This is a genomic window from Bradyrhizobium sp. IC4060 (genome assembly GCF_020193715.1).
Taxonomy (GTDB): Bacteria; Pseudomonadota; Alphaproteobacteria; order Rhizobiales; family Xanthobacteraceae; genus Bradyrhizobium; species Bradyrhizobium yuanmingense.
Genome location: NZ_JADYVJ010000002.1, coordinates 1,054,395 through 1,067,139 on the forward strand (window position 1 = coordinate 1,054,395; position 12,745 = coordinate 1,067,139).

The window sequence follows — 12,745 nt, forward strand, 5'->3', positions numbered from 1 at the left end:
GGGTCAACCTTTCTCCGGGACGTAGGTGGAGGCAGCAGTGAGCCGCGCCTCGGTGTTTTCCAGCCGCTTCTTCGCGGCGGCGCCGCCGAGCGAGAATGTGACCGCCGCGAGCGACTGCGCGATCGCGATCGCGCCCGTGAGACTGGGGAAAAAGCCGGGCGAGGAGGCTGCCTCGAACAGCAGCACATGGTCGGCGCCTTCGGCCATCGGTGCCGACAGGCTGTCCGCAATCGCGATCAGCGTCGCGCCGCTGCGATGCGCGGCCTGCGAGACGCGGACGCTCGCATGCGTGTAAGGCAGGAAGCCGATGACGATGACGGCTTCGCTGCGCCGGAACGCGCCGAGATCGAGGTCGTCGGGCCCGGACGTGCCGACGAGCTGCACCTGTTCGGGCCGGAACAGGCGCAGCTCGTAGTTCAGGAGTTCCGCGACGCTGCGGCAGCTGCGATAGCCCGCGATCCAGATCCGCTTGGACTCGTGCAGCGCGCGCGCCGCTTCCGCGATCGGCTGTGCCGGGATGCGCGGAAGGCCGGCGGCCTCGGCCTCGAGCTTGTCGAGGATGAGCGTAACATCGGCGTTCGGCCCGTGACGGCGGCCTCTTGTGCGGCCGGAGAAGGGCGCGGTCTGGGACGGCCGCCGCGCCTCGGTCAGCGCCGCACGCAGCTCGTCCCATCCGGAATAGCCGATCGCTTTCGCAAGGCGGGTGAACGCGGCGGGATCGGCACCGGCTTCCGCCGCGAGATCGCGCATCGAGCGGGTGGTGGCATCGTAATCATTGGCGGCGACGAAACGGCCGACCTCCTGTAAGCGCAGGGGGAGCGACGGCAATGCGATGCGCAGTTCGCTCAGGGGCGAGGATTTCGCGGGCTCGGCCATGAAACATTTGTTGCATGAATTCGAATTCGGTGCAACAGTTGACGTGCGCGCCGGAAATCGCTGCATTCGACGAAGGATTGTTGTGCTGTGACCGCCGATCATCCCAGGCCGCCGCCGCGCCGCCGCTTCGTGCTCGGCCGCAACCAATTGATGGGCCTGTTCTGGCAGGTCCTGGTGGTCGGCATCGCGATCGCAGTGATCGCCTTCCCCTGGTCCAACACCGTCACCAATCTGTCGGCCCGCCGCATCACGACCGGCTTCGCCTTTCTCGGCCGCGAGGCCGGCATACCGATTGCCGACAGCCTGCTCGCCTACAATCCCGGGGATACCTACCTCTGGGCCTTCGTCGTCGGCGTCGCCAACACCTTGCGCGTCGCCGTGATCGGCATCGTGCTCGCGACGATCCTCGGCACCCTGATCGGGATCTCGCGGCTGTCGGCCAATTGGTTGCTGTCGCGGCTTGCGGCCGTCTACGTCGAAACGCTCCGCGACATCCCGCTGCTGCTCCAGCTACTGTTCTGGTACGTGCTGATGCAGGCGCTGCCGGCTGCACGTGCCGCCTGGCGGCCCGTCGAGGGCGTATTTCTGTCCAATCGCGGCCTGATCCTGCCGGCGATCCCGTTCGGCCCGCCGCAGCTCACGGTGCTCGGCACCGCGGTGCTGGGCTGTGCGGTGTTCTTCCTCTTCCGTCGCTGGTTGGTCGCACAGCAGATGCGCGACGGCAAGCCGCGGCCGGCCTGGCCGTCTGCGCTCGGCCTCATCGTCGTGGTGCCGGCGGCGGTCTCGCTGGTGCTCGGCGTGTCCTGGACGGTCGAGTGGCCGCAGCTGCGCGGCTTCAATTTCGTCGGCGGGCTGACGCTCGCGCCGGAATATTTCGCGCTGCTGATCGCACTGGTGACCTACACCTCCGCCTTCATCGCCGAGATCGTGCGCAGCGGCATCCAGTCGGTGCCACGCGGGCAATGGGATGCCGCCAACGCACTCGGCCTGCGTCGCAGCTTCATGCTGCGGCAGATCATCCTGCCGCAGGCGCTGCGCGTCATCGTGCCGCCGATGACGAGCCAGTATCTCAACCTGACCAAGAACTCCTCGCTCGCGGTCGCGATCGGCTACCAGGACGTGGTCTCGATCGCCAACACAACGCTGAACCAGACCGGACAGGCCATCGAAGCCATCGCGCTGATCATGGCGGTGTTCCTGACCATCAGCCTTTCGATCAGCTTCTTCATGAACTGGTACAATGCGCGCATCGCGCTGGTGGAGCGCTGATCATGACCGCGATCACGGACATCCCCGATGCACCCCGGGCCGCTCGCCGACCGCAGCTGGGCAATCCGGTGCTGCACTGGCTGCGCAAGAACCTGTTCTCCTCGATCCCGAATGGGATCATCACCGTTCTGCTAATGGTGCTGCTCGCCAAGGGCATTTTCAGCTTCGTGCAATGGGGCATCGCCAATGCGGTCTGGCTGACGCCCACCAACGATTCCAGCGCCTGTCGCGCCGCGCGTGGCCTCGGCGCCTGCTGGGCCATCGTCCCCGAGAAGTATCGCTTCATCCTGTTCGGCACCTATCCGTTCGACGAGCAGTGGCGGCCGGCACTGTCGGTCGTGCTGTTCATCGCACTGTACTACCTCTCGACCCGCCGCGCGCTGTGGCGGCGCGAGCTGGTCTATCTCTGGATCGGTGCACTGGCGCTGATCAGCGTGCTGATGTGGGGCGGCGTGCTTGGCCTGTCCTTCGTCTCGCAGGACCGCTGGGGCGGCTTGCCCGTGACGCTGATCCTGGCGACGTTCGGCCTCGCTGTCGGCTTTCCGCTCGGTATCCTGGTCGCGCTCGGGCGGCGCTCGAAGCTGCCGGCGATCCGCTCGCTCAGCGTGCTCTATGTCGAGCTGATCCGCGGCGTGCCGCTGGTGAGCCTGCTGTTCATGGCGAGCGTGATGTTTCCGCTATTCATGCCGGCCGGATTCAACATCGACAAGCTGCTGCGCGCACAGATCGCGATCATCCTGTTCGCCGGTGCTTACCTCGCCGAAGTGATCCGCGGCGGGCTTCAGGCCGTGCCGCGCGGGCAATATGAAGCCGCCGACGCGCTCGGCCTGTCCTACTGGCGCAAGCACCGGCTGATCATCCTGCCGCAGGCTATCCGCCACGTCATCCCGCCGCTGGTCAACACCTTCATCGCCTTCTTCAAGGACACCAGCCTGGTGCTGATCATCGGCATCTTCGACCTGCTGACGACGGCGAAGACCGCGATCATCGATCCCGCCTGGCAGCAGTTTTCGGTCGAGGTCTACATCTTCGTGGCCGCGATCTACTTCGTCTTCTGTTTCGCGATGTCGCGCTACAGCCGGAGCCTGGAGGCGCCGACAACGCCGAAGTGACGGGCGGTTTCTGGTTTGGTGCCGCTTGTTTGCGCTTGCGCCGATTTCCGATCTTGATCTCTAATACCAGAGGTTGCTCCTGCGGTCGATCTGGCGAGGCTGTCATGCGCGTGGCCGTTTTGCGGCAATTCACCGCCGCCCAGATTTGCGTCCTGATCTTCACAACCGCTCTCGGCGTGTCATCGTGCGCCGCGGAGGGGTTGCGGCGCTATCGCGCGCCGATCGGTGAGAGTTCGATTTCGGGAATTTCGTCGGGCGCGTTCATGGCCGTTCAGTTCGGCACGGCATGGTCGTCGGTGATCAAGGGCGTCGGTGTGGTCGCGGGTGGCCCTTATTGGTGCGCAAAGGCGGACGCGTTCGACGCCGTCACCTGGTACTGGGGGCCGATCCGGCGGGCCACGGGTGCATGCATGAAAGGGCCGGCGTCGGATCTGAATCCGAAGGATTTTACGGCGAAGGCCGACGCGAAGGCCGCAACGGGCGAGATCGACCCTCTCAGCAATGTCGGCAGGCAGAAGATCTATCTCTTTCACGGCTACAATGACGCGATCGTCGACAAGGCCGCGACCGATGCGGCCGCCGATTTCTATCGCCATTATCTGGGGGATGCCAATCGCGGCAACTTGTTCTATCAGGCCACGCTCGGCGCGGGCCACTCGTTCGTCGTGGCGAAACAGGGCGCACCCGGGCTCAACGAGTGCAAGGCCAACACGGCGCCCTATATCGACCAATGCGGCTATGACCAGGCCGGCGTCATCCTGCAGCATATTTACGGCCGCCTGAATCCGCCCAATGCCGCGCAGCTTGCAGGTTCGGTGAAGAGCTTTGATCAATCGATCTATACCACGCCGCATCTGCCCGACGCGTTGAGCATGGGCGATACCGGCTATGTGTTCGTACCCAGGGATTGCGAGCAGGGCAGTCCGTGTCGAGTCCACGTCGCGCTCCACGGATGCAAGCAGGACGTCGCCGATATCGGACGCAAATTCGTGGATGAGGCCGGCTACAATGAGTGGGCGGACACGAACCGCATGATCATTCTCTATCCGCAGACCAAGACCAGCCCATACTGGCCAAGCAATCCGCAGGCCTGTTGGGATTGGTGGAGTTACGTCAACCATCAGGATAGCTACGTGACGAAGTCCGGATCGCAAATCAAGGCGATCAAGGCGATGCTGGATGCGCTCACGGCCGCTGCCGCGGCGCCCGCCGGCGCGACCGCGCCCTCGCTATCGGCGCCGCAGTCGCTCACGGTGATCGATACGTCGGATAGCGGCGCTGACCTGGCCTGGTCTCCAGGAGACGACGGAACAACCTACCGGGTTTCGCGTGCGGGACCCGATGGTGCGTTCCAATCGGTTGGCGACGTGACAGGCGCGAGCTTTGGGGATTCCGGTCTGACGCCGCAAACAACATATCGATGGCGTGTCTCGGTCATTCTGAACGGGGCGGTGGGCCCGAGCTCCGAGGAGGCGACCGGCACCACGCGATCGACGCCTCCTCGCTGCGATAATCCCGGCTCCTGCGCGATCGCCAAATAGCGAACCGAGCAACCGTCCCAGCGTGGAGGCGACCAGCGGGAGGTGAGGTCTCGTGTCCCGGCTCTGCGACGCAGCGCTGGCGCGCCGCCCCTTGTCCGGGACACGAGAGTGAGGCTAGTCCTTCACCTTCGGATCGATCGGCGTCATGCCGCGCAGGCCCAGAATGTCTTCCAGCACCTTCGCTCCGGCAATCACCTGCGCATCGGCGCGCGGCGCGCCGACCACCTGCACGCCGACCGGCAGGCCCGAGGCCGTGAAGCCGCAGGGCAGGGAGAGAGACGGGCAGCAGGCCAGCGTGATGGCGTAGACGATGCCGAGCCACTCGACGTAGTTTTCGAACCTCTTGCCGGCGCATTCGGCGACATAGCGATGCTCGATCGGGAAGGGCGGAACGATCGTGGTCGGCGTCAGCAACAGATCGTAGCTCTTGAAGAACTCGATCGCCCGCGCCGTCATGCCGACGCGCTGCGCCTCGGCGCGCGCGAGCTGCTCGACTGTGAGCTTGAGACCCTCCTCGATGTTCCAGATCACCTCGGGCTTGAGCAGGTCGCGCTTGGTGCGCAGCAGATTGGCCTTGGTGATCGCAAAGTCGAAGGCGCGCAGCGCGTGGAAGCATTCATGCGCCTCGCGCCAGTCCGGATGCGCCTCCTCGACGATGGCGCCGGCTTCGGCGAAACGTTCGGCGGCCTTTCGTGTGATCGCCTTCACTTCGGGATCGACCGGGGTGATGCCGAGATCGGGCGAATAGGCGATGCGCCTCGGCCGCTTGCCCGCCTGGGCCGCCGACAGGAATGAGGTTGCGGGAGCCGGCAGCGACAGCGGATCGTCGGCATAGTCGCCGCTCATGGCATCCAGCAGCAGCGCGAGATCCTCGACGTTGCGCGCCATCGGGCCGACCACGCCGAGATTGCGATCGATGCCGGACTTTGGGGTATGCGCGACGCGGCCGATGCTCGGCCGCATGCCGACGACGCCGCAAAAGGCCGCGGGGCTGCGCAAGGATCCGCCCATGTCGGAGCCTTGGGCGAGCCAGGCCATGCCGGTTGCCAGCGCCACCGCCGCGCCGCCGGAGGAGCCCGCGGCCGATTTCGTCGTGTCCCAGGGATTGAGCGTCGCGCCGAACACCTCGTTGAAGGTGTTGGCGCCGGCGCCGAATTCCGGCGTGTTCGACTTGGCGTAGACGACCGCGCCGTTGGCCTCGAGGTTCTCGACCATGAGGTCGGACTTCGCGGGAATGTTGTCCTTGAAGATCGGCGAGCCCTGCGTATTCAACACACCCGCAACGTCGGTCAGATCCTTGATCGGCACCGGCAGCCCGGCGAGCAGCCCGCGCGCGCCGGCCGGCTTCTGCATCAGTGTCTTCGCACTCTCCCGCGCGCGATCGAAGCACAGCGTCGGCAGCGCGTTGACCTTGCCGTCGACCTCCTGGATGCGCGTCTCCACCACGTCCAGGAGCTCGAGCGGCGAGACGTCGCCGGAGCGCAGCTTGTCGACGACGGTGCAGGCGGTTTCGCGGATCAGATCCTGGGACACTTAGTTTGCTCCTGTCCTTATTCGAGGGCTCGTCATTGCGACGAGCGAGGCGACTAAGCAATCCAGACCGGTTGCTACAGAGGCATTCCTGGATTGCTTCGCTGCGCTCGCAATGACGAGAATAGAGTTAACCCCACCCGGCGCTGATGCCGCCGTCGACGGTGTAGATCACGCCCGACGTATAGCCGGCGCGATCCGACGCCAGGAACGCCATGAGGTCGCCGATCTCGCGCGCATGCGCGGGACGGCCGAGCGGCAGGCTCTTCTGGAATTCCTTGTAGCGGCTCTCGTCGCCGAACTGGTGCTTGGCCCGCGTCTTGAGCAGGGTGACGTGGCGGTCGGTGCCGACGGGGCCGGGATTGATGCCGACCACGCGGATGTTGTCGCCCAGGCTCTTGCCGCCGAGCGCCCGTGTGAACGCCATCAGCGCGGCATTGCCGGCGCTGCCGCAGATGTAGTTGGCGTCGAACTTCTCGCCGGCCGCGCCGATGTCGTTGACGATGACGCCGCCGCCCCTGGCTTTCATCTGGGCGTAGATGTAGCGAGTCAGGTTGATATAGCCGAACACCTTCAGTTCCCAGGCGTGCCGCCAGGTCGCCTCGTCGATCTTGCCGATCGAGCCGCCCGGGATGTCGCCGGCATTGTTGACGAGCACGTCGATGTCGGCGGCTTCCTTCGCCAGCCGGGCCACGTCCTCCTCCTTGCGCAGATCGACGATGCTCGTTGTGGCGTCGATCTGGTGCGCGGCGCGCAAACGGTCGGCCAGCGCCTTGAGCTGATCGCCGCTACGCGCCGCGAGGAGGAGATGCGCGCCTTCCTCGGCGAAGGCCTCGGCGGCGGCTGCGCCAATGCCCTTGGACGCGCCGGTGATCAGGACGCGCTTGCCGCGCAGATGCAGATCCATGGGGATACTCGTTCGTGGGAACAGGATCAAATCAGTAGGCGCTTGGCCGCGCCATGGTCAACATTGCAGTGCAGCGTTGCACTGCCGCCGCGTTTGGTCCATTGCAGTGCAGTCAGAAGGCGGCGACTGCCGGACCAACCAAGGACGTTCTCGATGAGCAAGAAACAATACCGGATCGCGGTCATTCCCGGCGACGGCATCGGCAAGGAGGTGATGCCCGAGGGCCTGCGCGTTTTGGAGGCGGCGGCGAAGAAGCACAACGTCTCGCTGCAATTCGACCATTTCGACTTCTCGTCTTACGACTATTACGAGAAGCACGGCCAGATGATGCCCGACGACTGGAAGGAGAAGATCGGCAAGCACGATGCGATCTATTTCGGTGCGGTCGGCTGGCCGGCCAAGATCCCGGACCACGTCTCGCTGTGGGGCTCGCTGATCAAGTTCCGCCGCGAGTTCGACCAGTACGTCAACCTGCGCCCGGTGCGGCTGATGCCCGGCGTGCCGTCGCCGCTGGCGGGGCGCAAGCCCGGCGACATCGATTTCTGGGTGGTGCGCGAGAACACCGAAGGCGAATATTCCTCGGTCGGCGGCCGCATGTTCCCGGACACCGACCGCGAGTTCGTGACGCAGCAGACGGTGATGACCCGTACCGGCGTCGACCGCATCCTGAAATTCGCCTTCGAGCTCGCGCAGTCGCGGCCCAAGAAGCACCTGACCTCGGCGACCAAGTCCAACGGCATCTCGATCACCATGCCCTATTGGGACGAGCGCGTGGAGGCGATGGCCAAGAAGTTTCCAGGCGTGAAGTGGGACAAGTACCACATCGACATTCTCACCGCGAACTTCGTGCTGCATCCGGACTGGTTCGACGTCGTGGTCGGCTCCAACCTGTTCGGCGACATCCTCTCCGACCTCGGCCCGGCCTGCACCGGCACCATCGGCATCGCTCCGTCCGGCAACATCAACCCGGAGGGCGATTTCCCATCCGTGTTCGAACCGGTGCACGGCTCGGCGCCCGACATCGCCGGCCAGGGCATCGCCAACCCGATCGGCATGATCTGGTCCGGCGCGATGATGTTCGAGCATCTCGGCGAGAAGGAAGCCGGCAAGTCGATCGTCGAGGCGATCGAGCGCACGCTCGCCGAACGCACGCTGCGCACCAAGGATCTCGGCGGCAATGCCGACACGACGGCGTGCGGCAAGGCGGTTGCGGATATGGTGGATTAGTTCGCCGCTTCACCCTCTCCCCTTGTGGGAGAGGGTGGCTTCGATGCGAAGCATCGAAGACGGGTGAGGGGTCTGTTTCCGCAGATGCAGACCTATCAGCCGTAAAATTGTTCGCCGAGAGAACCCCTCATCCGGCGCTTCGCGCCACCTTCTCCCACAAGGGGAGAAGGGAACGGCAGCAGTGCTTTGGCCTACGACTACACATACGACTTCCGCGACGGATCGAATATCGGCGGATAGTCGTTCTCGTCGAGCAGATCGAGAAACGGATCGAGCCCCCTGGACTTGATCAGCCCGAGCTCCTGATGCGAGATCAGGTTCACGGTCAGGATCTCCACCGGATCGCCCGCAATCTCCAGCGCCTCGGCGATCTCCTTGTCGGGGCCGATGATCGGTGTGAGCAACAGGAACGTCTGGAAGTCCGTTCCTGCAACCGGCGGCCACGGAAGCGCGACGCGATGGCCGAAGCCGAACCAGGTCGTGTCGATGAACGGCAGATTGGCCAGCCAGCGCAGATTGGCGCAAACGTCCTGCGTCGGCTCGCGGACGTACCACATCAGCTCGGCCCGGGGCTTCGCGTCGCCGGGGACGCCGTGCATCCGTTGCTCGCTCATCCCGTTGGTGAGAAGGACATAGCCTTCGTCGGAGCCCTCCTGGCAGACCGGGACGAAATCGCGGCCGAAGGCGTGGATGTCGATGCGGCGCTCTGCGTAGTCCGTGAATGTGCGCTCGGGCTCGCCAAGCTCGCTCTCGTAGATGGCGAGCCGTTGCCGGTAGAGATCGGATCCGGGCGACGGAAGGTTTGAGCCGGACACGAATTTTGCGAGACGGGAGAGCATGCGAACCTCGGGCGGATGCAATCGGATATCCGCATTGTCGCAAGGTCATGCGGGGCGGTTCAAACCCGTGCCGCGAGCACGTCGACATTTCGCCGCCGTCCAGTCTCTCTTGCGCGATTGGTCATGAGGCGCGAGGCGACGCCGAGGAGCGCGCCTCGCTCCGATCAGCTCGCGATCTTCTCGATCGCCGTCTGTTCCAGCCCGAACTTCTTCCCGGCATCCAGGATCTCCTGCCAGGTGGTTGGGTCGACCGGGATGCCCTCGGCGAGACGTTTCTTCTTGATCTCGCGCTCCGGCTCGCCCGCGATTCTGACCTTGTCGACGCCGGGGGCAGGCGGCGAGCCGGTGTGCCAGCTCACGAAGCTCTCAACTTCGCGTGCAAGGTTCTCGCCGGTGCCGAGCTTGCCCGGATCGATGACGATCGAGAGCATGCCGTTAAGGACGTTGTACTTGCCGTCGGACGAGCCCTTGACCACCTGGCCGCCGGAGAGCGCGCCGCCAAGGATCTCGCACACCAGCGCAAGGCCCGAGCCCTTGTGCTCGCCGAACGGGAGGATGGCACCGTAGGGCGGAATCACGGTGTAGCGCGGATTGATCGTGGGCTTGCCCTCGTGATCAATGATGGTGCCGACCTCGAGCTCGACGCCCTTGTTATGGGCAACACGGGTCTTGCCCTGCGCGATCCTGCTGGTGGCGAAGTCGAGCACGATCGGATCCTTGCCGGCGCGCGGGATGCCGACGCAGAACGGATTGGTGCCGTGGCGTGCGTCGCTGCCGCCCCAGGGCGCCACGATCGGGCGCGAGATCACGTTGACGAAGTGGATCGAGACCAGCCCGTGGTCGATGCACTGCTCGGCCCAGTGGCCGATGCGGCCGATGTGATGCGAATTTGAGAGGCCGACAAGGCAAACACCGTTCTTCTTTGCGCGCTCGGCCGCGAGCTCCATCGCTTCATGGCCGATCACCTGGCCGTAGCCGGTGAGGCCGTCGAGGGTGAGAAGCGGGCCGGTGTCGAGCACGATCTTGACGTGCGAATTCACGGCGAGGCCGCCATTGGTGACGCTCTGGACGTAGCGCGGAATCATGCCGACGCCGTGCGAGTCGTGTCCCTTCAGATTGGCTTCGACGAGATTGGTGGCCACGAGCTCGGCCTCGCGGTCCGAGGAGCCGCCGGCCCTGACGATGGCATGGATGGCCTTGGTGAGCGACTCTGCCTTGATGATGCGATAGTCGGCCATTGTTGTTGCTCTTATCCCTTCACGATCCGGCGGCAATGGACCAACGCCGCTTCAATCAGGTTCTCGCTCGCCTCCGGTGTGCGGAAGGCCGAATGCGCCGACAACGTCACGTTCGGCAGCTTCGTCAGCGGATGATCGCCGGGCAGCGGCTCGATGTTGAAGACATCAAGGCCGGCGTGGCGGATATGGCCGGACTTCAGCGCCTCGATCATGGCGGCCTCGTCGACAACAGCGGCGCGGGCGGTGTTGATGAGAATGACGCCGCGTTTCATAGCAAGGATCTTCTCGCGCGTGATCATGCCGCGCGTCTCGTCGTTGAGCAGCAGGTGCAGCGACACCACGTCGCTTCTCGCCAGCACGCTGTCGAGATCGGTAAATTCGACCCCCGGATAGCTCTTCGGCGAACGGTTCCAGGCGATCACCTTCATGCCGCTGCCGGACGCGATGCGCGCGACCTCCGCGGCGATGCCGCCGAAGCCGATCAGGCCGAGCGTCTTGCCGGTGAGCTGCATGCCGTCCTCGCGCAGCCAGTTCCCGGCCCGCATCTCGCGGTCCATCATCGCGATGACGCGGGCCGACGCCCACATCAGCGCGATCGCGGATTCCGCAACTGCCGTGTCGCCGTAGCCCTTGATCAGATGCACGGAGATGCCGAGCTCGGCGAGCTCTTCCGGATTCATGTAGCTGCGCGCGCCGGTGCCGAGGAACACGACGTGCTTCAGCCCGGCGCATCTCTTCGCGACCTCGGTCGGCAGTGCGGTGTGGTCGACGATCGCGATCTCGGCGCCGTCGAGAATATCAGGATATTGCTCGGGCGTGATGTCGGGATTCCTGTTGATCCGCACCTTGGGATCGCCGGGCTTCTCCAGCCGCTCCATGATCACGGCCAGCGATTCATTGGCGTCGACGAAAACTCCGCGCATGGTTCTCTCCGCTCAGGATGCGACGCCGGCGATCGCCAGCACGGTATGCATGAGGACGTTGGTGCCCGCGGCGCAGTCGCCCTGCGTCGCATCCTCCAGCTCGTTGTGGCTGATGCCGTCCTTGCAGGGCACGAACACCATCGCCGCCGGCATGATCGTGTTGAGGTTGCAGGCGTCGTGGCCGGCGCCGGAGGTGATGCGGCGCGAGGAATAGCCGAGCGTCTTCGCGGCGTTCTCGACGGCAGCAATCAGCTTCGGATCGAAATGCGTCGGCGGCTTGCGCCAGACCAGATCGATCTTGACCTCGACCTTGCGGCGCGCGGCGATCTCGGCGATTGCCGCCCGCAGATCGCGGTCGAGCGCATCCATGATGGCGCCATCGGCACTGCGGCAGTCAATGGTGAAGGCGATCTCGCCGGGAATGACGTTACGCGAGGGATTGGCGATGACGGCCTCGCCGATGGTGCCGACGGCGTTCGGTCCGTGCTTCGTTGCAATCGACTCCATCGCCAACACGATCTCCGACAAGGTCGCCAGCGCATCGCGCCGGAGCGGCATCGGCGTGGAGCCCGCATGGCTCTCGAAGCCGGAGATCTTGCCGTCGTACCAGAGCACGCCCTGGCCGGAATCGACCACGCCGATGGTCTTGCCTTCGGCTTCCAGGATCGGCCCCTGCTCGATGTGCAGCTCGACGAAGCAGCCGAGCTTCTGGAAGCCGACCGGCTTGTCGCCGCGATAGCCGATGCCGTCGAGCGCCTGGCCGACGGTGGTGCCCTCGGCGTCCTTGCGCGACAAAATGTCGTCGGTGGTGAAGTCGCCGACATAGGCGGCGGAAGCCATCATCGCAGGTGCGAAGCGCGAGCCTTCCTCGTTGGTCCAGTTCACGACGCAGATTGGCGCCTCGGTCTCGATGCCGGCATCGTTCAGCGTGCGGATCACCTCCAGCGCGCCGAGCGTTCCCAGGATGCCGTCATACTTGCCGCCGGTCGGCTGGGTGTCGAGGTGCGAGCCGATGCCGACGGGCAGTTTCGACATATCGCGGCCCTTGCGCAGGCCGAACTGTGATCCGAGCGCGTCGACGTGGACTTCCAGTCCGGCATCCTCGCAGGCCTTGCGGAACCAATCGCGCACCTGCTTGTCTTCACGGCTCAACGTCAGCCGCCGCACGCCGCCTTTGGCTGTCGCGCCGAATTGCGCGGTCTCGTGGATGGAGCCCCACAGGCGGGCGGAATCGATTTGCAGGTTGGTCGCGGCTCGGCTCATGCGGTGGTTCTCTCTTTTGT

Annotated in this window: 11 protein-coding genes; 4 read left to right on the forward strand and 7 right to left on the reverse strand. The window is 65.0% G+C overall.

The genetic code is table 11. The features are described from left to right. Positions 1 to 3 precede the first annotated feature (3 nt). Positions 4 to 876, reverse strand: a complete 873-nt coding sequence (locus I6F16_RS11825; protein ID WP_225173713.1) for a MurR/RpiR family transcriptional regulator — start codon at positions 874 to 876, stop codon at positions 4 to 6. 87 nt (positions 877 to 963) lie between these two features. Here I6F16_RS11825 and I6F16_RS11830 point away from each other — a divergent pair, with 87 nt between their 5' ends. From I6F16_RS11830 to I6F16_RS11840, 3 genes are read left to right on the forward strand one after another with little or no spacing between them, the layout of a single operon-like run. Next, complete coding sequence (locus I6F16_RS11830) at positions 964 to 2,145, forward strand: ABC transporter permease subunit (protein ID WP_225173714.1); 1,182 nt, start codon at positions 964 to 966, stop codon at positions 2,143 to 2,145. Between the two features lie 2 nt (positions 2,146 to 2,147). Then, entirely contained in the window at positions 2,148 to 3,257 is a 1,110-nt protein-coding gene (locus I6F16_RS11835) for an amino acid ABC transporter permease (RefSeq protein ID WP_225173715.1), read from the forward strand. Then, positions 3,254 to 4,798 carry a hypothetical protein gene (locus I6F16_RS11840; RefSeq protein WP_225173716.1) on the forward strand — a complete coding sequence of 515 codons (1,545 nt, stop codon included), beginning with the start codon at positions 3,254 to 3,256 and terminating at the stop codon, positions 4,796 to 4,798. Before I6F16_RS11835 ends, I6F16_RS11840 begins: the two co-directional genes overlap by 4 nt. Before the next feature lie 114 nt (positions 4,799 to 4,912). Here the strand turns inward: I6F16_RS11840 and I6F16_RS11845 are convergent, their stop codons facing one another. Both I6F16_RS11845 and I6F16_RS11850 read right to left on the reverse strand, forming a co-directional pair. Further along, a complete protein-coding gene (locus I6F16_RS11845) occupies positions 4,913 to 6,331 on the reverse strand; it encodes an amidase family protein (RefSeq protein WP_225134090.1) in 1,419 nt (472 codons plus the stop codon). Between the two features lie 127 nt (positions 6,332 to 6,458). Then, positions 6,459 to 7,235: an SDR family oxidoreductase gene (locus I6F16_RS11850; RefSeq protein WP_036025720.1), complete on the reverse strand. Its 777-nt coding sequence runs from the start codon at positions 7,233 to 7,235 to the stop codon at positions 6,459 to 6,461. A 153-nt stretch (positions 7,236 to 7,388) separates the two neighbouring features. On the opposite strand from I6F16_RS11850, the gene I6F16_RS11855 reads away from it, so the two are divergent. Next, positions 7,389 to 8,462 carry a tartrate dehydrogenase gene (locus tag I6F16_RS11855; protein WP_036025718.1) on the forward strand — a complete coding sequence of 358 codons (1,074 nt, stop codon included), beginning with the start codon at positions 7,389 to 7,391 and terminating at the stop codon, positions 8,460 to 8,462. Between the two features lie 197 nt (positions 8,463 to 8,659). Here I6F16_RS11855 and I6F16_RS11860 read toward each other — a convergent pair whose 3' ends face one another. The 4 genes from I6F16_RS11860 to I6F16_RS11875 form a co-directional block, all read right to left on the reverse strand. Then, entirely contained in the window at positions 8,660 to 9,301 is a 642-nt protein-coding gene (locus I6F16_RS11860) for a suppressor of fused domain protein (RefSeq protein ID WP_109144484.1), read from the reverse strand. Between the two features lie 164 nt (positions 9,302 to 9,465). Next, a complete protein-coding gene (locus tag I6F16_RS11865; protein ID WP_036004878.1) occupies positions 9,466 to 10,539 on the reverse strand; it encodes a malate/lactate/ureidoglycolate dehydrogenase in 1,074 nt (357 codons plus the stop codon). Between the two features lie 11 nt (positions 10,540 to 10,550). Further along, positions 10,551 to 11,462 carry an NAD(P)-dependent oxidoreductase gene (locus I6F16_RS11870; RefSeq protein WP_057027083.1) on the reverse strand — a complete coding sequence of 304 codons (912 nt, stop codon included), beginning with the start codon at positions 11,460 to 11,462 and terminating at the stop codon, positions 10,551 to 10,553. Between the two features lie 12 nt (positions 11,463 to 11,474). Then, positions 11,475 to 12,725: a Zn-dependent hydrolase gene (locus I6F16_RS11875; RefSeq protein WP_225173717.1), complete on the reverse strand. Its 1,251-nt coding sequence runs from the start codon at positions 12,723 to 12,725 to the stop codon at positions 11,475 to 11,477. Positions 12,726 to 12,745 lie beyond the last annotated feature (20 nt).

Bases quoted from the DNA above. Each gene is read 5' to 3' on its own strand.
- I6F16_RS11850 (WP_036025720.1), bottom strand. From the start codon at position 7,235: ATGGATCTGCATCTGCGCGGCAAGCGCGTCCTGATCACCGGCGCGTCC.
- I6F16_RS11835 (WP_225173715.1), top strand. From the start codon at position 2,148: ATGACCGCGATCACGGACATCCCCGATGCACCCCGGGCCGCTCGCCGA.
- I6F16_RS11855 (WP_036025718.1), top strand. From the start codon at position 7,389: ATGAGCAAGAAACAATACCGGATCGCGGTCATTCCCGGCGACGGCATC.
- I6F16_RS11865 (WP_036004878.1), bottom strand. From the start codon at position 10,539: ATGGCCGACTATCGCATCATCAAGGCAGAGTCGCTCACCAAGGCCATC.
- I6F16_RS11870 (WP_057027083.1), bottom strand. From the start codon at position 11,462: ATGCGCGGAGTTTTCGTCGACGCCAATGAATCGCTGGCCGTGATCATG.
- I6F16_RS11875 (WP_225173717.1), bottom strand. From the start codon at position 12,725: ATGAGCCGAGCCGCGACCAACCTGCAAATCGATTCCGCCCGCCTGTGG.
- I6F16_RS11825 (WP_225173713.1), bottom strand. From the start codon at position 876: ATGGCCGAGCCCGCGAAATCCTCGCCCCTGAGCGAACTGCGCATCGCA.
- I6F16_RS11860 (WP_109144484.1), bottom strand. From the start codon at position 9,301: ATGCTCTCCCGTCTCGCAAAATTCGTGTCCGGCTCAAACCTTCCGTCG.